At 59.8% G+C, this 20,379-nt stretch carries 22 protein-coding genes and 1 pseudogene; 14 read left to right on the plus strand and 9 right to left on the minus strand.

What is annotated here, in order from left to right:
- A pseudogene (locus ACVW0R_RS09085) lies at positions 1–191 on the minus strand (RNA-guided endonuclease TnpB family protein); the annotation flags it as partial.
- 95 nt (positions 192–286) lie between these two features.
- Between ACVW0R_RS09085 and ACVW0R_RS09090 the strand changes: the two are divergent.
- Positions 287–484, plus strand: coding sequence for a hypothetical protein (locus ACVW0R_RS09090; protein ID WP_143597040.1), 198 nt, complete (start codon positions 287–289; stop codon positions 482–484).
- A 294-nt stretch (positions 485–778) separates the two neighbouring features.
- Complete coding sequence (locus tag ACVW0R_RS09095; protein ID WP_011429811.1) at positions 779–1,042, plus strand: sulfiredoxin; 264 nt, start codon at positions 779–781, stop codon at positions 1,040–1,042.
- A 21-nt stretch (positions 1,043–1,063) separates the two neighbouring features.
- Here the strand turns inward: ACVW0R_RS09095 and ACVW0R_RS09100 are convergent, their stop codons facing one another.
- From ACVW0R_RS09100 to ACVW0R_RS09115, 4 genes are all read right to left on the minus strand, one after another.
- Entirely contained in the window at positions 1,064–1,735 is a 672-nt protein-coding gene (locus ACVW0R_RS09100; RefSeq protein WP_011429812.1) for a response regulator transcription factor, read from the minus strand.
- A 183-nt stretch (positions 1,736–1,918) separates the two neighbouring features.
- Complete coding sequence (locus ACVW0R_RS09105; protein ID WP_011429813.1) at positions 1,919–2,707, minus strand: ABC transporter permease; 789 nt, start codon at positions 2,705–2,707, stop codon at positions 1,919–1,921.
- The gene (gene cobA, locus ACVW0R_RS09110; RefSeq protein ID WP_099812301.1) at positions 2,704–3,462 is read right to left on the minus strand and encodes a uroporphyrinogen-III C-methyltransferase; all 759 of its coding nucleotides are present in this window, start codon (positions 3,460–3,462) and stop codon (positions 2,704–2,706) included. Before cobA ends, ACVW0R_RS09105 begins: the two co-directional genes overlap by 4 nt.
- 67 nt (positions 3,463–3,529) lie before the next feature.
- Positions 3,530–4,285 (minus strand): sirohydrochlorin chelatase, encoded by a 756-nt coding sequence (locus ACVW0R_RS09115; protein WP_041438185.1) that lies wholly within the window; start codon positions 4,283–4,285, stop codon positions 3,530–3,532.
- Between the two features lie 142 nt (positions 4,286–4,427).
- On the opposite strand from ACVW0R_RS09115, the gene ACVW0R_RS09120 reads away from it, so the two are divergent.
- From ACVW0R_RS09120 to ACVW0R_RS09135, 4 genes are all read left to right on the plus strand, one after another.
- The gene (locus ACVW0R_RS09120) at positions 4,428–5,381 is read left to right on the plus strand and encodes an asparaginase (RefSeq protein WP_457391110.1); all 954 of its coding nucleotides are present in this window, start codon (positions 4,428–4,430) and stop codon (positions 5,379–5,381) included.
- Positions 5,382–5,955: 574 nt separating this feature from the next.
- Entirely contained in the window at positions 5,956–6,225 is a 270-nt protein-coding gene (locus ACVW0R_RS09125) for a hypothetical protein (protein WP_238376915.1), read from the plus strand.
- Positions 6,222–7,172, plus strand: a complete 951-nt coding sequence (locus tag ACVW0R_RS09130) for a hypothetical protein (RefSeq protein WP_457391112.1) — start codon at positions 6,222–6,224, stop codon at positions 7,170–7,172. Before ACVW0R_RS09125 ends, ACVW0R_RS09130 begins: the two co-directional genes overlap by 4 nt.
- Positions 7,145–8,425 carry a BREX system ATP-binding domain-containing protein gene (locus tag ACVW0R_RS09135; protein WP_457391114.1) on the plus strand — a complete coding sequence of 427 codons (1,281 nt, stop codon included), beginning with the start codon at positions 7,145–7,147 and terminating at the stop codon, positions 8,423–8,425. Before ACVW0R_RS09130 ends, ACVW0R_RS09135 begins: the two co-directional genes overlap by 28 nt.
- A gap of 33 nt (positions 8,426–8,458) precedes the next feature.
- Here the strand turns inward: ACVW0R_RS09135 and ACVW0R_RS09140 are convergent, their stop codons facing one another.
- Together ACVW0R_RS09140 and ACVW0R_RS09145 are read right to left on the minus strand one after the other, a co-directional pair.
- Positions 8,459–9,139 carry a DUF3318 domain-containing protein gene (locus ACVW0R_RS09140; RefSeq protein WP_457501948.1) on the minus strand — a complete coding sequence of 227 codons (681 nt, stop codon included), beginning with the start codon at positions 9,137–9,139 and terminating at the stop codon, positions 8,459–8,461.
- A gap of 175 nt (positions 9,140–9,314) precedes the next feature.
- Positions 9,315–9,806, minus strand: coding sequence for a YajQ family cyclic di-GMP-binding protein (locus ACVW0R_RS09145; protein ID WP_099884135.1), 492 nt, complete (start codon positions 9,804–9,806; stop codon positions 9,315–9,317).
- Positions 9,807–9,924: 118 nt separating this feature from the next.
- Between ACVW0R_RS09145 and ACVW0R_RS09150 the strand changes: the two genes are divergently transcribed.
- On the plus strand, positions 9,925–10,767 hold the full coding sequence (locus tag ACVW0R_RS09150; RefSeq protein ID WP_011429821.1) for an SDR family oxidoreductase: 843 nt from the start codon (positions 9,925–9,927) through the stop codon (positions 10,765–10,767).
- Between the two features lie 112 nt (positions 10,768–10,879).
- The gene (locus tag ACVW0R_RS09155; RefSeq protein ID WP_011429822.1) at positions 10,880–11,242 is read left to right on the plus strand and encodes an FHA domain-containing protein; all 363 of its coding nucleotides are present in this window, start codon (positions 10,880–10,882) and stop codon (positions 11,240–11,242) included.
- On the opposite strand, the gene ACVW0R_RS09160 is transcribed toward ACVW0R_RS09155, so the two are convergent.
- Positions 11,239–12,504, minus strand: coding sequence for a lipopolysaccharide biosynthesis protein (locus tag ACVW0R_RS09160; protein WP_457501949.1), 1,266 nt, complete (start codon positions 12,502–12,504; stop codon positions 11,239–11,241). The two genes, ACVW0R_RS09155 and ACVW0R_RS09160, sit on opposite strands and share 4 nt — an antisense overlap.
- 121 nt (positions 12,505–12,625) lie before the next feature.
- Here ACVW0R_RS09160 and mrdA point away from each other — a divergent pair, with 121 nt between their 5' ends.
- From mrdA to ACVW0R_RS09185, 5 genes are all read left to right on the plus strand, one after another.
- Entirely contained in the window at positions 12,626–14,506 is a 1,881-nt protein-coding gene (mrdA, locus tag ACVW0R_RS09165; RefSeq protein WP_414401344.1) for a penicillin-binding protein 2, read from the plus strand.
- Positions 14,507–14,838: 332 nt separating this feature from the next.
- On the plus strand, positions 14,839–15,156 hold the full coding sequence (locus ACVW0R_RS09170) for an HU family DNA-binding protein (RefSeq protein WP_011429825.1): 318 nt from the start codon (positions 14,839–14,841) through the stop codon (positions 15,154–15,156).
- A 70-nt stretch (positions 15,157–15,226) separates the two neighbouring features.
- Positions 15,227–16,372 carry a pyridoxal phosphate-dependent aminotransferase gene (locus tag ACVW0R_RS09175; protein WP_011429826.1) on the plus strand — a complete coding sequence of 382 codons (1,146 nt, stop codon included), beginning with the start codon at positions 15,227–15,229 and terminating at the stop codon, positions 16,370–16,372.
- 26 nt (positions 16,373–16,398) lie between these two features.
- Positions 16,399–17,064 (plus strand): RNA polymerase sigma factor, encoded by a 666-nt coding sequence (locus ACVW0R_RS09180; RefSeq protein WP_011429827.1) that lies wholly within the window; start codon positions 16,399–16,401, stop codon positions 17,062–17,064.
- Positions 17,065–17,444: 380 nt separating this feature from the next.
- The gene (locus tag ACVW0R_RS09185; RefSeq protein WP_240527877.1) at positions 17,445–18,209 is read left to right on the plus strand and encodes an ECF transporter S component family protein; all 765 of its coding nucleotides are present in this window, start codon (positions 17,445–17,447) and stop codon (positions 18,207–18,209) included.
- 200 nt (positions 18,210–18,409) lie between these two features.
- Here ACVW0R_RS09185 and ACVW0R_RS09190 read toward each other — a convergent pair whose 3' ends face one another.
- A complete protein-coding gene (locus ACVW0R_RS09190) occupies positions 18,410–19,486 on the minus strand; it encodes an ABC transporter substrate-binding protein (RefSeq protein WP_414402383.1) in 1,077 nt (358 codons plus the stop codon).
- A gap of 18 nt (positions 19,487–19,504) precedes the next feature.
- Between ACVW0R_RS09190 and nadC the strand changes: the two genes are divergently transcribed.
- Complete coding sequence (gene nadC, locus ACVW0R_RS09195) at positions 19,505–20,347, plus strand: carboxylating nicotinate-nucleotide diphosphorylase (protein ID WP_011429830.1); 843 nt, start codon at positions 19,505–19,507, stop codon at positions 20,345–20,347.
- Positions 20,348–20,379: the final 32 nt, after the last annotated feature.

A 20,379-nucleotide genomic window follows, 5' to 3' on the forward strand; every position in this document is an offset into this window, starting at 1 on the left:
AGTTGCTGGACAGCCCAAACCGTGCATGGATTTCGCGGTCGCTCAGAGACTGAAGCTGAAGAGCGTTGGTTATCTTCTCTGGCGTGTTTTGGTTGACAGGCCTGGGCAAAGGCATCCAAAGTTGCATCCAGCTTTGTGGCTTGCGAGGCAGATACCTTGAGCTTGCAGAAGACAGTCAGGACTTGGGTCATGCAGGTTATATTAGGCGCTATCCCTCCCCACCGTATAGACGATGGGGAATCCCGCGCGTTTTCTTGAAATAGAACTGACCGCGCGGCCACTGTCGGTGGCGGAAGCAATGCGGGAAATCCGGGATCCTGTATCGGCCATGGCCCAGAAGCTGCCGATGCTTTTGGCCGTAGAGGTGCCCAGGGGAGATTCTACTGTCTCAGAGTCGGGGGATTTCTCCTGGGAAGCGATCAACACCGCCGCTTCCCCACCCTGCCGGGCTACCGCTGGAGTGGAAGGTTCCAGCGTGGGCTGAGAGGCTTCTGCTGGGCAGGTGAAAGATGACTGCGGCGGCCTCTTGCCAGGGGAGGTTTGTGGGGCCTTGCCTGTCCTGACGGCAGGGGGTACGGGAGGAGCCTTGCCGGCGATCTTTCCCCATAAAGCCTGGAGGAGTTGCCACATGGCTAAGTTGGCTCCTGAGCGAAAGGGCAGCGAGGGATGGTGCTATCCTGCCATGCTCTGACCTGAGAATCCACCCCCTCTGCAAGCCTTGCTAGAGCAAAGTCATAACGAGTATGATTAAGGAGCTTACCTAGGGAGAGAATTCACCATGGCGCAAATTCGCGAGATTCCCTTGGCCCAAATTCGTCGCCCCTTGCCGCGGCAGACGGATCCGGAGAAGGTGCGGGCACTGATGGCTTCCATCGAAGCAATCGGGCTGCAGGAGCCGATCGAGGTTTTGGAAGTGGAGGGAGAGTACTACGGGTTCTCGGGCTGCCACCGCTACGAGGCATTTGTCCGCTTGGGTAGGGAGCGGATTCCTTGCCGGGTGCGCAAGGCAACGCCTGCCGTCTTAAGACTCCACCTAGCCTAGAAGGGATCCCTCTCTCCCAACCTATTTTTTGTCGCTCGACTCTTCCCGGGGGATGTAGCCCCGTTCGTAGGCAAAGCGCACCAGTTGGGAGCGATTTTCCAGAGAGAGCTTGCTGAGAATGTTGGTCAAGTGGGTCTGCACGGTACGCGGACTGATGAACAGCTTCTCGCCAATTTGCTTGTTGGTGAGGCCGCGGATCACTTCCCGGAACACCCGCTCTTCGGCAGGGGTGAGGGGGAGATCTGCCAAGGTGGGACGGGGGGCAGCTTCAGCTTTGGCCTGGGTCTGCTGCTGGATTAGGCGCAGAATCTCCAACTGGGTGCGGCGGGCTCGTTCGATTTGCGCCTCGATCTTGGCCACCAGCTCCAGCGGCTCGAAGGGCTTGATGATGTAGTCGTCGGCTCCCCACTCGTAGCCCTGAACGCGGTCATCCAGCTCGCTGCGAGAGGAGAGGAAGATGAAAGGAACGAGTTCGCCGCCCCGCTGTTGGCGCAGTTGGCGGCAAAACTCGAAGCCATCCATTTCCGGCATCACCACATCCGATACCACCACATCCGGCTGCTCTTGGGCAAACAGGCGCAACCCTTCTACACCCGAAGCGCCTGTACAAACCCGATAGCCGTGCTGGGTGAGGTGGCGGCTCAGCACCTTTAAGGAGAGGGGATCGTCATCTACGACCAATACGCGCTTCATGATGACCGGGGAGAGGCTGTTGAGGAATGGTTGAGGCGTAACAGAGGGATGACTTGAGGGCAGTGTTCAACCCTTGCCGCAAGATTGAAGTTTAGACAGGGATACTGGCAGTCAACTATAGATAGATCCTTGCCCCATGATAGTTTCGGAAGCGGTCTGGCTGCCGGCTCAGGCGGACTGGGCCTAAGCTCCCATCCCGGAGTAGTGTTGCAAACCCTTGCGCCACAGCCAGCGGTTGACCAGCCAAAACAGAACCAGCCAGGCCAGGCCCATGGCAAAACCGCGCGGGATATCTTGCGGGATCCCCACCCAGAGGCTGGCGGGAAAATGCACCAAGTAGGGAAAGGGCGTCCAGGCCAAGGCCTGACGCACCGCCGGCGGAAACACCTCCAGAGGGGCGATCACCCCTGAGAGAAATAGGTACACCAAAAAGTGGAATTGCTCCAAGGCCGATATTCGCTCCACCCAAAAGGCCAGCAGCGCCAGGGTGTACTGCATGAGAAAGCGCAGGGCAAACGCCAACAAAATGGCCAGGGATCCCAGCGCCACTTGTTGCCAAGACGGGATCCAAAAAGCGCGGGGGTAGAGCAGGAAAAAGAGGGCAATCAAAGCCACGGTAAAGGGGAGGCGGGCCAGGCGTTCCATCAGGTGGCTGGCCACATGGTGCCAAGCGGGATCCAGAGGCTGCAACAGAAGGGGCGAGAGTCTTCCCTCCACCACCTCCCGCTCAAAGTCCCAGATTACCCAGATGATGCTGAACTGGCGCACCAGGAACACGGCCAGGAAATAGCGGATGAACTCTAGGGAAGACAGCGAGAAATCTCCTGAACGGGCCGCCTCGCTCCAGAGCCCCATCATGATCAAGGGCAGGGATCCGGCCAAGGCCCACAGGAGCAGCTCCGCCCGGTACTCCAGCATGTAGGCGTAGTAGGCGGCAAAGAGCGCGCTCAGCTTGCGAAAAAAGGCGTTCATTGAGGTTCTGAAGGGGCAAGGGGGTACAAGGTGGGCAACAGGCTGGCCAAATTGACCACCGCCCCCACCACGACAATGGCGGGCGGCGCCGCAGGCGAGGGCTGACCGGCCAGAGACTCCAAACGGAGCAGATGAATCTCTTGCTCCGGGGTGGTGCCCCAGCGGATCAAGGCGACTGGGGTAGCGGGATCTTTTCCTCCCGCTAACAATTCGGCAGCGATGTAGCCGAGGTTGTGCATGCCCATGTAGATCACCAAGGTTTCTACGGCCTCGGCTAGGGCACGCCAATTGACCTGGGGGCGGTATTTGCCTGCCGCCTCGTGGCCAGTAACAAAAGCAACCGAGGAGCTGAGGTCGCGATGGGTGAGGGGGATCCCGGCATAGGCGCTGGCGGCCATGCCCGCTGTAATTCCCGGCACCACCTCCACCGGGATCCCGGCCTGCACCAGGGCCAGCATCTCCTCTCCCCCCCGCCCAAACATGAAGGGATCCCCGCCCTTGAGGCGCACCACCACGGCTGCCGTCTGGGCTTTCTCGATCAGCAAGGCGGTGATCTGTTCCTGAGGAAGGGTGTGGGCGCCGCAGTGTTTGCCGGCGTAGATCCGCTCTGCTGTGGGCGGGATCAAATCCAAAATGGGGGATCCCACCAGGGCATCGTAGATGACCACGTCCGCATGGGCGAGCAGGGCCTTGCCCTTCACCGTCAGCAGTCCCGGATCCCCAGGTCCTGCCCCCACCAGATACACTTTGCCCATCTCGAGTCCCAATGGTTTTCCGGAGATATCTATTCTGCTGGAACAGGACAGTTTTGACCAACCAACTCTACTTCCAGGTCAGACAGGCCGTCTGCAGGGTCTCCTGAATGGCCTGCACCAGTTGGGGATCCCGCCAGAGGGGCGGCTCCACCGTGATCTGCAACAAGGGCCATTCTCGCTGCAGCCGCTGAGCCTGTTCCTGTAAAGCGCGCAGCAGACCGCCCGGAAAGAGAAAAAACGGCAGCACCCGCAGGCGATACTGGCCGAGGCGCAGGCAATGGATTACGGCCGCTTCCAGTGTGGGGGGCTGGGCGGCAAAAGCCACATGCAAGCGGATTCCGGGCAAGCGCTGTTCCAGAGCTTGGATCCCGGCCTGGAGCTGGGCGGCAAATCCCGGCAGGCGGCTGCCATGGCCAAACAGGATCCAGCCGTGGGTCAGTTCCCCCAACCGCTGCGCCGCTGCCACCCGCGCTGCCACCAGATCAAGCAGGGCTGGATGCTGGCCAATCGGCGGTGTCAACAGCAGCTTCAGGTGCGGCCAGCGAGCTTGAACCTGCTCCAGGGCAGCCGGCAAGTCCTCCTCCACATGGGATCCCCCGCCCATAAACAGCGACAGCAGCACCACCGGCCCCTCCAGGCGGGCTGTCAGGTGTCTGTGAATCTGCTCCGCCAGGCTCAGAGGCTGACCTTCCAACTGGGCCAGCTCCACCGGTTGAGGAGCCAGCCGCTGCCGCACCCGGGCCAGCAAATCCGCCGCCGCTTGCTGGTATTCGGGATCCCGGCTGCCGTGACAAACCAAAAACACCAGCGGGGCTGAGGACATGGCAGCAGTCAGGGATCCAGACGCAACTGTTCTATTTTGCTACTTGGAAAGGTTCCGGCAACGTCTCGCGCCGCATCTGCGCGTATGATTTGATAAAGTACACACCTCCTTTTCAGACTCGTCGGCCCTTTCCCAGGATTTCATGTCATTTGAGAATCGTTCTACCACCCCCGAACTGTTGATCCATGTCTTGCGGGAGGGGTTGACCGAATCCATCCATCATTGCCAAGCGGTCGTGGCCGATAGCCGCGGGCGATCCCTGGCCATGGCCGGCAAGAGCACCACCCCTGTTTTTGCCCGTTCTGCGCTCAAACCCTTCCAAGCGCTGGCCATGCTCTCCACCGGCATCCGCGAGCGCTATCGCCTCAGCGAGAAAGACATCGCCATTATGTGCGCCTCCCATCAGGGCACCACGGCCCATGCGCGGCAGGTGTTCAGCATGCTCTGGCGGGCCGATCTGTCTCCCGATTTGCTGGTCTGCCCCACCCCACCCGGCAAGCCCAGCCCCCTCTGCCACAACTGCTCCGGCAAACATGCCGGCATGCTCCTGGCCAGCCGCGCTCAGAACTGGACTCTGCAGGACTACGCCCAGCGGCAACACCCCGTCCAGGCCCTGGTGCGGGCCAAGTTGGCCGACTTGTTGCAAATGCCCTCAGAAGAGTTTTTGTTTGCTCGTGACGACTGTGGCGTGCCCACCTACCAGCTACAACTCAACCACCTGGCTTCCCTATATGCCCAACTGACCGCCGGCGAGCGGCCGGACTTGGAGGCCATCGCCCGCGCCATGACCCACCACCCCGAAATGGTGGCTGGTGAGGGATGTTTCGACACCGAATTGATGCGGGCCACCCAGGGAGAGTTGGTCAGCAAGTCCGGCGCCGAAGGGATCCAGTGCATCGGGCGCGTCGGAGAGGGGATGGGCCTGGCCATCAAGGTACAAGACGGGGCCGCGCGGGCCAAATATGCCCTGGCCCTGCACCTGCTGCAGCGTATGGGCTGGATTCAGCCTGCTGCTGCCGAAATGTTAGGGGAGCGCTTCCTCTCCATTGGCCCTTACACCCGCCTTGAGGTGGAAGGGGAACTGCGTATGCCTTGAAGAGCCGGAGGTGGGAAGGCCTTGCACCCAAACTCTTGGTGATGCTAGTTTTCTAGAAGAAAAGGCCCAAAAACTAATGATTGAAGCCCTCTTCAAGACTCTTGACGACGAGCTAGGCAAGCTATTTGCCCTGACTAAGAAAGCAAAGGAGACCGCAGGGAAAGCCCAAGTCGCTTGTAAAGGAGGGCAAGTTCCAGCCCTGAGCCGCCAGCTACAAGGCTGTAGCTCTGTCCTCAGCGAGGCTCTTTCCCAGGTGGAGACGGTAAGACAAGCCCTTGAACAAACCCAGCAGGTTTTGGAGAGAACTTCTCTTGAAGAACTTGCTAGCGAGGTAGGAGAACGAGTCGGCCAGCCTTGGCTGCCTACGGAAAGCCCCCATGTCTTTGTAGCTTTCCCCGCCTTAGTGCGCTTTTCCAGGGAGGGAGTGCGCATAGATCGCAAGCTTCTACGCTCTCAACGGCCCAGTGCCATTGCAGAGAAGATTCTCCGAGCAAGAATGACCAAAGGGAAAGAAACTAATCCAGAGGTAGTTCTTGAACGCATCTGGAAAGCGGCAAAAATTGCAGCGGGTTACTTGAGAAAGTCAAGCGCAGAGCTGCCTCGTTCTCTTCAAGTACCTGCTCGCGATGTCTTCGAGGTGCTCCACCTCAACAACCCAGACTACACCGAAGTGGAGTTTACGCGGCATCTTTACCTCTTGGATCGAAATGGCACCAACCATGTGGAGGGCTACCGCTTGATCTTCTCCGCGTCTACAGGCACGCGCTCGGGTCGCTACTACCGCATTCGAGACGAAGCTGGGGTGGAGCACGCCTACTATCTTTTGGAGTTTGAGAAGCTATGAGCGAAGAGGGCCAGGGTCGGCTAGAGCCTGATTTGTGGCTGCGCTGTCTGGAAGAAGACTACTTGCGTTCTTTTATCCCTGAAGGTGGTGCCACTGTCAAGCTGGCCGTTGTTCCGAAAGATTCCTACTCTTGGGTGCGGAAAGCGCTGCTGGAAAAGCTTAACCAGTATTCCTTTCATATTTTTGATTTGACAGAGGAGTGCTTAAAGCTGCATTCAGTCGAACAGCTTTGGTTTGCCCTTGCTCAGAGAGTAGATTGGGAGACTTTTGCCAAAGATCTGCGCTTCAACATTCTCCAAAAAATTGGATACCCTCCCAGGCTAGATCTGCAGGACTGCACTTTAGAGCAGTTGGCCGAATTCTATCAGATTGAAGCCCGTGAGATCAAACTAGAGTTTCATCGGGAAATTAAGAGAGGTAGTTTTCTGGATTACTCACTAGCCCTTGACTTTCGCAAAGCCATAGTCCGACTTGTCTACGAACCCCTTCAAAGCCCAGGCACTCTGGAAGGTCTATGCTCTGCAATTCAAGAGTGGCTTAAAGGTACGCTGAGCTCTATCAGCCGGGTGCGTGAAGCGGCTATTTTTCGAAAGATTGACAGGACAAATGCTCGAGAGATTCTACTTTCTTTCTTAAGACTATTTACACGACGATCCGGCTTAGTAGCAGTCCTTGTCAGCTTGCTTCACTACTACGAGCGGACCCCCAGTGGACGCCCTAACTTTACCAGTCGACAAATCCTTGAGCTCTACGAGACTTTGCGTGAGTTTATCGATGCGGAGAGTGAACTAGAAAAAACTGTGTTAATTTTCTTAGCTCCTCCAGAGTTTATTGAATCTGAGCGTCTGTCTTATCATAGATATCGAGCTTTGCAAACTCGAATTGAGAATGAGGTTTCTTCTCTTCAAAAGCCTAATCCATGCACAGCTATGGTGCAGCTTCTATGAATGTAGCGATTGCAGCTAGGCGGGCCATTGAAGCCCTACGAAATGGCGTTCCTAACCGGTTCGCAGTTGCAGAACTTGGCTCTTGGCAGTGTCAGATTGAGGAGCGTTTTCAAGAGCTGTGCAAGGGTGCTAGTTCAGGCCCTGCAGGAATGCTGATAAAGGGGGATTTTGGGACAGGCAAGTCCCATCTTCTACTAACCCTGCAGGAGCGAGCAAGGAAGAATAATTTTGCCACCTCCCTAGTTGTCGTCTCCAAAGAGTTGCCCCTCGGTAACCCCAATCGCCTGATTCCCCGCCTCCTTGCCCAGGTCGAGCTCCCTGACATGGTTGAGCGTGGGATCCAAGGCATGGCAGCCCGGCTACAGTACTCCTCGCCTTCTTTACAGTACTCCTCGCCTTCTTTCCAGAAGTTCCAGCTTTGGGTTAACCAGTGGCAGTTTGGGTCAGGCTGGTGGCCGGCCACCTTGGCTCTGTACCAAAGGTTAGGAGGCGATGACGAGAAGCTAGACGCCATTGTCCGCTTTTGGGCTGGTGAGCCCACTCTGAAGTCCTCAGAGGTAAGGCGAAGCCTACGGGATCACGGCTTGGCAGGTGCTTATCCCATTGGCAAGCTACCCCCTGCAGAAAGCCTACACTGGCAGCGCCTGGCCTTCTGTGCCCAGCTATGTCGGGCCATAGGGTTTGGGGGCTTGGTGGTTTTGGTGGATGAGATTGAGCTTATTGCCCAGTACAGTCTTCTTCAGCGGGTCAAGTCGTACCGCGTTCTTGGGCACTTGTTTGGTACAACAACCCTGCCTGAAGAAATAAAGAAAGCTCCGCTGGTTTTCGTAGGAGCAGTAACCCGCGATTTCGAGAGGGTCATTCTACAAGAAAAAGGAGATTGGGAGAAAGCACCTAAGATAGCTCTCCAGAAGCATATGTCTGAGGAAGTCGTAAAGGCCGGCATGGAGGCTATTAGCCAAGCTACCCCTCTCAGTTCCTGCTTAGAAGCCCGCGAGGCCATTCAATCCATGTGGCATAGGGTAGCGGATCTCTACCAGAAAGCTTATCCCGATTGGGTACGCCCATCGCTGCCACAGCTTCCTGAGCTCTACAGCACAACCACTGTGCGGTCAATTATTCGCCGCTGGATTACGGAGTGGGATGTGCGTCGGTATTACAGCCCCGATACAGAAATTGTGATTGTAGAAGATGAGGCGATCAAGTCTACCCCAACTGAGGAGCTTCCAGAGTTGGAAGAGGACGAAGAATAAGCCCAGTCAATCCCTAACTAGCTTTGAGAGGCCTCAGCGCTGGAAAGGGTTTTGGAAAGGATTCGGGCTGGAGCTCTGGCCTTTGTTGCGGTACTTGGGGTTGATGGTTAGAGTGCCGGATCCCAGGCCTCGCTGCGCCAAAAACTCCAGGTTGCGGTGGCGCATGGTGGTGTCGTAGTCAGTTTTAACGCGATCTTCGAGGATGGCCACCTGCTGCAGCGCACTTAGCAAAATGGCAGCCGCCTGTTCGGAGGTGTAGCCATTTTGGGAGGCGTAGCGCACGGCAAACTCGTCGGCTGCCACCTGGGCCTTCTGGCCTTTCTCTGCTTTGCGCAAAAGAAACACCGCCGACGCCGCCAAGCCGGCTGCCAAGCCCACGCCCAGGTTATCCCCCATCTGCAACTCCACCAAAATGCCCATGCTGCCGGCCCCGATCAGCGCGGGATACAGCAACAGGGCCGACCAGTTATCCCCCAAGGCCAGCTCGGTGGCCATCACCGCTTCCCGCAAAAAGTAGATCTTTTGTTGGTCAGGGCTCAGCTTCTGCCAGCGGCTGAGGTCAATGGCGAAGCGGGTGTACTTCTGCCAGGGGAAGCGCCAGAGCGGCTGCACAACCCGAGATTGGTCAGGGGTGCCGATCTCGATCTGCACCTCGGGGCGGATCTCCACCGGGAGAAACTGGATCAGGCGATCGAACTCAGAGATAGTGTACATACTGGCACGGCAGAGTCGCGGCTGGAGATGGAGATCATCCCCATAGTAAGGGATCCTAGCTTTTTCTGCAGACTGGTTCCAAGAGAGGCTGTGGCGATGGGATGGCGAGAGCCGGGATCGCTCTGCACCAATCCTTATCATCAACCAGGGATCCCCCCGACTTTGTATCGGCTCTCTATCGGTAATTGACAAATTGGAGCGCCACCGGGTAATCCTGCTGCTTGAGCATTTGAATGACCGCCTGCAGCTCATCTTTGTCTTTGCCGGAAACCCGCACCAGATCCCCTTGAATGGAGGGCTGCACTTTTTTGAAGTTGTCGCGGATTTGTTTGGCAATCTGCTTGGCCAGCGCCGCATCGATGCCCTTTTTCAGCCGAACCACCTGGCGCACCCGGTTGCCGCCGGCACTCTCCGGAGGTTGAAAGTCGAAGATCTTTAGGGAGAGGCCCCGCTTGGCCGCCTTGGTGAGGAGGAGATCGCGAATGGAGTTGAGAGCCATCTCGCTGGCGGTGGTGATGGTCAGGGATCCCTCCTCCAGCTCGATTTCTGTCTGAGTATCCTTGAGGTCATAGCGCTGTTTGATCTCCCGCCGGGCTTGATCCACGGCATTCACCAGTTCCTGCCGGTCGAAGTCGCTGACGATATCGAATGAGTAGGTAGAGGCCATAAACTGTATCTTCGCTACCGCTCCGTATCTTAAGCCCTCAGGCCAAGCAGGGATCCCCAACCCCCAAAGAAGCTACAACAGGTAAAGGGATCCCAGTCCAGATTTGCGGAGAAGCAGGATGGCCGATGTTGTTTTAATTACAGGCGCTTCCGAAGGCATCGGCAGGGCCACGGCCTTTACCTTTGCCCGTGGCGGCTACCGCTTGGCGCTGGCTGCCCGTACCGCCGAAACCCTGAGACAAACCGCCATCGAGCTGGAGCAAAGCCTAAACGCCGAGGTCTTGGCCGTTCCCACCGATGTCACGCAGCCAGAACAGGTGCAAAACCTGGTGGAGAGAACCCTAGAACGCTATGGCCGCATCGATTGCCTGATCAACAACGCCGGCATCTGCCTGAAGGGCCCTTTTTTGCAAACCACCCTGGAACACTGGCAGGCGCTGATGGCGGTCAATTTTTGGGGCTACCTGTACACCATCCGGGCCGTGCTCCCCGATATGCTGAAGCGCAAAAAAGGTCAGATCATCAACGTGGGATCGGTCGGCGGCAAGATGCCCCTGCCCCAAATGAGCGCCTATTGTGCCAGCAAGTACGCGGTCAGTGGGCTGACGGAGGCGCTGCGGCTGGAACTGCAACCCCACGGGATCCAGGTGATCGGCGTCCATCCGGGCATTGTCAGCAGCAATTTTCTCAAGCGAGCCATTTTTTTGGATGAGGGGGGGCCGGAGTCCTCTCCCGATGGCCAATCGCAAGCCTCAGGTGGGAAAGCCCGCGAGCAAATGCAACAGGCGCTGGAGAGTTTTTGGGCCAGCCGGCCAGAAGAAGTGGCCGCAGCCATTTGGGACGCCGCTCGCCAGTCCAAGTCGGAGGTGGTGGTGGGCATGGCCCAATGGGCAGTAGGAGCCTATGCCCTTTTCCCAGAGCTGGTGGGCCCGCTGCTGCAAAGGGCCGCTGGCCGACCTTGAGATTTGGCAGGTCATCTTAGGCGATTCTGCAGCTCTGCCAATTCTGGAGTCGAGCTTCTATTCTATAGTATGGTGCTAAGGTTAGATTCGGGCAGTTGCAGCGGAAGGGATTATGGTTGATTCTGCGCCTTCTCCTCCGAGTGCTCAGCAGCACATCTTGGTCGTGGAGGATCGAGATGGCCGCCGCAGCCAGGTGCTGACCTCTGCGAAATACTTCATTGGTCGCGACCTGGCCAACGACATCTGCCTTAACTCCCAGTACGCCTCCCGCTACCACGCCATGCTGCTGCGCGTTCCTGCTGAGAAGGAGGGAGAGTACTACTACCGCATTCTCGATGGCGATCTGGAGGGTAGGCCCAGCACCAACGGCCTGCTGATCAACGGCCAGAAAATTTCTACCCACCAACTTAAGTCGGGGGATGTCATCAGCTTTGGTCCGGACGCCAAGGCCACCTACATCGTCAAGACCTCCTAGTTCGAGCTGGGTTGGCCTCCCTCTGGAAAGCGCAATTGCTGTCGAATTAGCAGCAGCAAGGCCAGCACCAGCGCCACTTCTGAGAGCAAGGTGGCCGAAGCCGCCCCTCGCCAACCCCACCTCGGGATCCAAACCGCATTCAAAAGCCCGTTGAGCCCCAGAGCCAGCAGTTGCAGGCGGCTGCGGGGCTTTTGCAACCCTGACCCGGTGAGCAGGTGAGACAGCAGCAGGTGGATCCCCTCCAGCAAGATCACCGGGCTAAGCCAGCGCAGGATGAGGGCCGTCTCTTGGTAAGCCGACCCCAGCACCCAAGGGATCCCGTAAGAGCCCAATGCCACCCCCAAGGCGGCCAAACTGCCGTAGCCCGCCACCCAAGGGGAAAGGTGCCAGGCGTAGCGGCAGCCCTGCGGCAGGCTTTTCTGTCCTTGGCGGCACAGCTCGGCAAAGTGGCTGGTGAGCAGAGCGATCATCGGCGTTTGCGAAAAGTTGATCACCCGGTAGGCAGCGCTGTAGAGCCCCCCCGCTGCTGCCGAGGCCAGGCGGGGCAAAAGCAGCTTGTCCAGGTCGGTGAAGGTTTTGGCCGCCGCCAGCCCCACGGCAAAGTCCCAGCCCGCCACCAGCCGTTCCCCCAGATCTCTCCAGGCCAGGGGGGGAGAAGGCTTGCTCCACCGTCCCATCCCCCGCGCCATCAGCAGCAGCACCGCCAGCACCATCAGCCCGTAGAGAATGGCCCATTGGGTTAGGGATCCCCAGCCCAAGGCCACCGCCAGCAGCACAGCCCCCAATCGCCCCAGCGCCATGCCGGTGTCGATGAGGGCCACGCCGGCAACTTGCTCTTGCCCAATCAGGATCCCTCGGTACACCTCAGGAATGGCGATAAACAGCAGGTCGCTGGCCAGCAGGATCCCTACCAGCAGGGGAGAAGTCTCCGCCAGCCAGAGGCTCAGGAGGGGCGCCAACAGCAGCGCCATCCCGCCGCAGCCCAGTCCGGCCAGCCACAGGCTGGGACTGATCTCCGGGGCAGCCGCGGCAGATCTCCGGTTGCTTAGGCGCTGGATCAGCAATTCCGATTGGCCCCAGTAGCCAAAGGGGGCAGCTAGGTTGCTGCAGGCCAAAATCGCGGAGAACACTCCAAAAGCTTCCGGCCCCAACAGCCGCGCCAGCAGGATGAAATAGGCCCCGGACAACCCCAGGCGCAGGCCATTGCCCACCATCAGCCAGGCAGCCTGGCGCAGCCGTTGTCGTTGCCCTGCCCTATTCACGCGGCCCTCCTGGACGAAGCTTGCCGCAGCCGGGGATACTGGAGGGAGGCCGAGACGGCCCGCCCAGACGTGTGACGTTGTGCGCTGGGTGGATGAGTTGCAACTTTTGCAGCAATTCTTCATGGCCAAACTTTACCCTGTTGGCGGCCCCGCCTCATCGGCGGGACGGGATCCGAAGACCCTGTTTTCTCTCCACTCCAGGCCCCCCGACCCGCGCCGCGTCCTTCCCCCGCCGCCCAGGAGCCCTCGCTGGCTGGGATCCCCGCCAGCCAAAGCGGTGGGCCAGGGCTACCGAGCTGTTGTCTTGCTCCTGCTGGCCAGCGTGTTGCTGTTTGGAGGGCTGGGATCCCGCCTGGCCTACCTGCAACTGGTGCGCACCCAGTATTACCGCCAGTTGGCCGATACCAACCGCATTCGTCTCTTGCCCCAGCCGCCGGAACGGGGGCGCATTGTGGATCGCAACGGCGTGTTGTTGGCGGGCAGCCAGCTCTCCCACTCGGTCTTCCTGTGGCCGCTGGTGCAATCGCGGCAGGGCTGGCAGGAGACGATCCCCAAGCTGGCCCGGTCCTTGAACATGGCTCCCGAAGAGATTGCCCAAAAACTGGAGCAGGCGGGCTATCGCTCCCCGTTTCCGGTGCGCATCCTGCGCAACGCCAGCCCCCAGGTGGTCACTCAACTGGAAGAGATGAGCCGCGAGCTGCCGGGGGTGATGGTGGAGGCAGAGACGGTGCGGTTTTATCCCCATGGCGACCTGGCCGCCCACCTGCTGGGCTATACCGGCGAGATCTCGCAGGAACAACTGCGGGCCGATCCCAGCTATCGCCTGGGGGATATCGTCGGCCTGATGGGCGTGGAGGAATTGTTCGAGAGCCATCTGCGCGGCCAATGGGGCGGGCGCCAGGTGGAGGTAGACGCCATGGGAGAAGTGCTGCGGGTGCTGGGAGAGCAAGCGCCTCGACCGGGCAACACCCTGCAGCTGACTTTGGATGTACGCCTGCAGCAGGCAGCGGAGCAGGCCCTGGGCCAGCAGAAAGGAGCAGTGGTCGCCATGGATCCCCGCGACGGCTCGATCCTGGCCATGGCCAGCTATCCCACCTTTGATCCCAACCTCTTTTCCAGCCGCATCACCCAAGCCCAGTGGGAGAGCCTGCAACAGCGGGACTTCCCCTTCCTCAACCGCGCCCTGCGGCCCTATCCCCCCGCCAGCACCTACAAAATCATCACCACCGCCGCCGGGATCGAGTCGGGAGCCTTTCCCCCGGATACGGTGCTGCAGACCGGCCCCTACATCCAGGTGGGCGGGTGGAGGTTCTGGGACTGGAACCGGGCCGGTTTCGGGCGGCTGAACTACCGCCAGGCGATGGCCTACAGCAGCGACACCTTCTTCTACCAAATTGCCCTGGGCACCAAGGCCGCCCCCCTGCAAGAATGGTCGCGCCGCTTCGGGCTGGGGCAATTGACCGGGATCGGCCTCAAAGGGGAAGCTGCTGGGCTGGTGCCCGACGCCGAGTGGAAACAGCGCCACTGGCGCGAGCCCTGGTACGTGGGCGATACGGTCAACATGTCCATCGGCCAGGGATTTATCACCGCCACGCCGCTGCAGATGGCGGTGGTAACAGCAGCGGTGGCCAACGGCGGCTGGCGGGTTCGCCCCTTGCTCTCGCAGCAGGTGATCCCGGAAAGCCCCGTGCCCCTGCGGCAGAAGGTGGGTCTTTCCCCCGCCACGCTGGAGATCCTGCAGCAGGGGTTGCGGGATGTGGTGGTCTACGGCACCGGCGGCAACGCCAACCTGGGGCCGGGCTTTCCCCCCACCGCCGGCAAAACCGGCACCGCCGAGGATCCGCCGCGGCGCTCCCACGCCTGGTTTGTCGGCTATGCCCCCTACGACCGGCCCGAATTGGTAGTCGTGGTCTTTCTGGAAAACAGTGGCGGCGGGGGTGGATCCCGGGCCGCCCCGATCTTCCGCGAGGTGATGCGGGCCTACTTCCAACGTGACTCGTGAGGCCCTGGGCGCGACTTGCCCCGGCATTCGAGGGGAGTGGATATTAGGATTATCGGTTGATCTCTCTTTGTTCCCAAAAAATTCCACTCAGCCCCCCTAAAATCCCTTCTCCAACCGGCTTCTGCCCTAACTTGGCTGTAGAATATGTCAGTGATTTGGAGCCAAACTGCCACAATCCTGCCATTCGCGCCAGCGGCGCCTTGGCGCAGTGCAGGGCAAGCCCCGCTCCTAAAAACTGAGAACACTCTGGGCCGTGGTTGCTTCGCAGCACCTCGCAAGTACGCGGCCAGAGTCTGTTTTAACCCTATTGCCTAACTCACGAGGAGATCAGGATGAACAAGGCAGAGCTTGTGGATGCCGTCGCTCATCGCGCCAACGTAACCAAAAAAGAAGCTGAAGCTGTCCTGACGGCGGCGCTGGAGATCATTGTCGAAGAGGTCGCATCCCGCGATGAAAACGGTGAACCCAAAGGAAAGGTGACCCTGGTGGGCTTCGGCTCCTTTGAGGCCCGCAAGCGCAAACAACGGGAAGGTCGCAACCCGAAGACCAACGAGAAGATGGTGATCCCAGCCAGCATTGTCCCGACTTTCACTGCAGGCAAAACTTTCCGCGATGCGGTGGCAGGTGGCCACAAGTCTTCGGGAGTTTGACGGGATCCCAGCCGTTCGCGCTCCTCAGGCGGAGTTCTCTCAGCGAACCTGGGCTTTGGGATGGACAGGCGTGCAACGGCCTCAGCATGGTGGCAATCGCGCTTGGGGGGCAGCCATTGCCGGCTGCCCTGCCGAGGCTATTTTGGATTTTTCGGCCAGCCTCAACCCCCTGGGTCCGCCGCAGTCGGTTTTGCAAGCTCTGGCTCGGGCCCTGTCGGCGTCGGATCCAGTTGCGATTAGCCGCTATCCGGATCCCGACTACCGCGAGCTGCGGGCCTGTTTGGCGCAGCGCTGGGCGGTCGATCCGGAGTGGATCTTCGTGGGCAACGGGGCGGCGGAATTGCTCACCTGGGCGGCCCGCGATGCCCAGGGACGGGAGGTTTGGCTGCCCCGGCCGGCTTTTGGGGACTATGAGCGGGCCCTGCGGGCGGCGGGTGTAACCCTCAGGGGTTTGGATCTTTTGCCCTCTCAGGGATCCCCCCCCTTGGCCTTGCTGCAGAAAGAGATCCGGGCGGACAAGACAGGCCGGGTGCTCTGGCTAAACAATCCTCACAACCCGACGGGCCGGCTTTTCCTCCGGCAAGACATCTTGCCCCTTCTGCCCCAGTTCGAGCAGGTGGTGGTGGATGAGGCTTTTATGGACTTTTTGCCAGGAGACGCCCCGCAGGAGCTGCCCCCTCTGGACGCCAGCTCAGAGGTGGGAGAGCTGCCCCGCAGCCAGACTTTGATCCCTCACCTGGAGGCCCACCCCAACACCATCGTCATCCGTTCGCTGACCAAGTTCTTTACCTTGCCCGGCTTGCGCATCGGCTTTGCTGTGGGGCATCCGGATCACTGGCGGCGCTGGCGGCAGTGGCGGGATCCCTGGAGCGTCAACGGATTGGCGGCGGTGGCGGCGGCGGCGGCTCTGGCAGATGAAGACTTTCGCCGGCGCACCCTGGCCTGGCTGCCTACGGCGCGGGAGCATTTGCTGAGAGGTCTACAGGGGCTACCCGGCTGGGATCCCTGGCCCGGCCAAGCCAACTTTGTGCTGGTGCGCTGCCCTGGCTCCGCTACGCAGATTCAAGAAAAGCTGTTGCGGCAGCACCGCATCCTGGTGCGGGATTGCCTGAGCTTTCCAGAGCTGGGGGATCGCTATCTGCGCATTGGCCTAAGAACCCTGCCGGAGCAGGAGCAGTTGCTATCGGCCTGTCGAGAGATCTTGGAAAATAGCTAGAGAGCTTCTTTCTGGCGAGAGGGATTATGGTTGAGGTGGTGACTCCCCTTTGGCGGGAGTGCGAGGCCTCTATCGTGAAGGGGGTGGCCCACCACAGCGATCTGGAACTGCTGCGAGCCTTTCAACGGCAGCCGCAGGCGGCGCGCTACTTCATCGCCCTGTTTTGCCGCTACTGCGCCTGGGTGGATGGGATCCTGGCCGAGCATCTGCCCCCGGAGCAGCGGGCTGCTTGGCGAGAGGAGGTTTGGCTGCGCCTGTATGCGCGCCTTCAGCATCTCGATGTCCGCACGCTCCAGAGCGAGGGGGGCGGGGATCCGGTGCTGGCACCCTGGCTGGCGGCGCAAATCCGCGAGCTGATCTGGCCTTTTGCGGGGCGGTCTGACGGCGCTGCTGAGGGTGAGGCTGCCCCTCCTCAAACTGCGAGCGCTGGTGCAGCGAAGCCCCCTCTTTCGCCGGCATTGGCCTGTTACCTGAGCGCGGCTCTGGACAACTTGCCGGGAGATATGCGCTTTATTCTGCTGCTACGGGATCGGTTTGGTTGGTCGCCGGAGCGCATCGCTGCCCAGCTCAAAGCTGACAGGTACTACCTCGCCCCAGAGGAGGTGGATGCCATTGTTGCCTCCGCTCGCCAGCTCCTGCTTCAGCATCTGCCGGCAGATGTGCGCGCCCTCTATCTTGCGGCCAATCCCTAGAAGAAGGCCTTCGGCTTGTGGCATGGTAGTGATGGCTTGCCTTTGTCCCTGGGGGTGGCTCTGTGGTTAAGCGGTTCTCGGGTTCAGCACCGGATCGGTTCTGCTGGCTTCCTAGCTCTTAGTCTAGCGAGGGTGAGTTGCCTATGAGTTTTTCTCCACTTCCCTCAGATGCTACTCGACCCCTACCGAGGGCCCCGCAAGCCCAGCCGACTCCTCAACTGACGCTTCAGGAAGCGCTGAGCTGCTTGCATCTGGATGAGCTCAAGGAATTGGAGCGATTTCGCCTCTGGCAACGTTTGCAGCGCAGGCCATCTGTCCCCTTGCCGTGGGCAGATCCCCTTGGAAGCGATATCCCCGTGGAGCGCTCTTCACCTGTGCTGATGCAAGAAGTCGTGGAAGACTTGGAGGAGGAAGAAACGCCACGGCCGGCGGGGGTGCTCTCCCCTCTTTGGGTCTTGCTGGTGTGGGCCCTCTCCTGCGCGGGGATCGGCTTTGGGGTGCGCTGGCTGATCTGGCCGGAAGAGCTGTCGCTTCCCCAAACCGCTGTCCTGGCCCACAAGACGGAAAAAGGGATCCCTGCCCAGGTGGATTTGGCCCGGTTGCCCTTGCTTCCCCTGGAGCCGCTGCCAGGACAGGTAGGGGAAGAGTTCTATTCAGGTGGGCTGGATCCCAGTCAGTTGGCGCTAGGGTTGGCCAACACTCCCAATCTGGAGGAGCTGCGGGTCGATCCCCTTCAGGATGTCGCCAACTTGTTGGACAGCCTACAAACCAACTTGGCCGCGGCTGCACAGAAACCTGCTCCTTCCCGCCCGAAAACAGTGGAGAAAGTGGCAGCCAGCCTGGAGCGCCCCTCTCAGCCCAAAGTGGCCACTGTTTCAGAATCTTTGCTCACGGTGCCCCTGCACAGCAACGATCTCGATTCCTTGGGGCCTAACCGCGGCGAAGGAACTTTTTTGGTGCTGACCACCTACTCCGGAGAGGAAAGCTTGGCGCGAGCTCGGCAAGTTGCCAATGACGCTTTTGTAAGAGATGTGAACGGCCAGAAGTTCGTGCAGTTGGCAGCATTTGAACAACTGGAATATGCCCGCTACCACGCTGAAACTTTGAAGAACAAGGGCTTCAACGTCACCATTGCCGAGCAGTAGCTTTGGCCAGCGGTCGGCAGGATACCCGAAGGTTAGCTACAGCCATTCATTGACAAGTAGCAGTGGAGCAGTGAGATGCCTAGTCCCCCTCTCCCAAAGGGAGAGGGTCTGGGGGTGAGGGCCTTTGGCAGAGCGGAACGGTCGGCAGCCCCCTCCAAACCGATGCAATCCCCTCCCCCTTCCCTTTTTCGCAACCTGACCTAGCTTTTGTAATAGGCAGTGCCTTTATTGACAAAGTCCAACGTGTAGGCGGCTTGGTAGTTAATGGTTGGCTCAAAGACACCCGCCACTGTCATGCTCTCGAAGAAGCTTTGCCAACGCTCGTGGGTCATGGCGCCAATGCCCTTTTCCAGGGCATCGCCAGACAAAATGATGCCGTACTCCTTCAGCTTCTCAAAGCTGTAGGCCAACTGCTCATCAGTCATCTCCGGGTTATCCTGCTTGATGAGGCGGTAGGCGGGGCGGGGATCCTCCAAAAAGCTGTACCAGCCCTTGATAGAAGCATCCACAAACCGCTGCACCAAGTCAGGCTTGCTTTCCACCAGTTGGCGCCGCGTCTCGATGGTGGTGGCATAGGGGTTGTAGCCGTAGTCGGCCAGGAGGAAGACCACTGGCTTAAAGCCTCCTTGTTTTTCAATGGCAAAAGGCTCAGAGGTGAGGTACCCCTGCTGGGCAGAGCTGGGATCGGCCAAGAAGGGGCCAGGGTTGAAGTTGTAGGGGCGGGTTTGGTCGTCAGTAAAGCCGTACTTGGCTTTCAGGAAGGGCCAGTAGGTGGTAAAGGCCCCCTTGGACACGAAAATGGGTCGGCCCTTGAGCTCCTCCAGGCGCTTGGTGCCGGGATGGGCCAGGAGAACCTGCGGGTCTTTTTGGAAAATAGCCGCCACGCAGATAAGCGGGATCCCTTCCCGCACAGCGTTGATGACCCCTGCGCTTCCCCCCATGGCAAAGTCGGCGGCTCGGCCAGCCAAAATCTGGGTGATGTTGACGCCAGGGCCACCCATTTTGATGGTGACGTCTAGCCCATACTCGCGGTAAATGCCTGTGGCCACCGCCTGATAAAAGCCGCCATGCTCGGCCTGGGCATACCAGTTGGTAGCATAGGAAACTCGCTCGAGCTTGGATCTCTGGGCCACTATCAGAGTGGGGGAAGCCCGTCGTTGAGCCTGAGCCCCTGCTGCGGCCAGCCAACTGCCTCCAAGAGCGGCAGCTCCTGCTTTGAGCAGCTGACGACGGCTGAAGGTGCCGCCCTTGGGTCTAGAGGATCCAACCGAGGCCATAGGTAACTAAAGCGAAAGATGACGCAAGCATTATACATCCCGGAGGAGACCCTGTGTGCCTGGCTACAAGAAGATCTCGGCCACGGCGATCTCACCAGCGAGCTGACCCTGCCCCCCAGCGTTGAGGGGGAGGCGGTGATCCTGGCCAAGGAGCCAGGGATCCTAGCTGGCCTGGAAATTGCCAGGCGGGTTTTCCGGCTGGTGGATCCCCAGCTAGCGTTCGCCTCCCAGGTAGAGGAGGGAGCCTCTGTTGTCGCTGGCCAGGAGGTAGTCCAGATCAAGGGATCCCTGCGGGGCATTCTGGCGGCAGAACGGCTGGCGCTGAACCTTCTCCAAAGGCTTTCCGGCATTGCCACCCTCACCCGCACCTACGTAGAGGCGCTGCGGGGAACCTCAACCCAGCTTCTGGACACCCGCAAAACTACCCCCGGCTTGCGCGCCCTGGAGAAATACGCCGTGCGGGTAGGGGGCGGCAAAAACCACCGCTTTGGCCTCTTCGACGGCATCTTGATTAAGGAAAACCACATTCGCGGTGCCGGCGGCATCTTGGCAGCCGTCCAGCGGGCCAAAGCAGGTGCCCCCCACCACCTCAAGGTCGAGGTTGAGGTGCGCAACCTCCAGGAGCTGGAGGAGGCTTTGGCGGCAGGCGCCGATCTCATCCTTCTCGATAACTTCCCCTTGGAGCAGATCCGGGCTGCCGTTCAACGGGTAGGGGGGAAAGTTCCCCTAGAAGCCAGCGGCAACATGAACCTAGAGCGCGCCCGGAAAGCGGCGGAGGCAGGCGTTGACTACATCAGTGTGGGGGCCCTGACTCACTCGGCCAAGGCCCTGGATCTCTCCTTGCTCGTGGTGCGGCCCTGAGGTTTGCCCCAGGGAGCGCTGTTTCTAATGCT

The organism is Thermostichus sp. MS-CIW-15 (assembly GCF_054060575.1).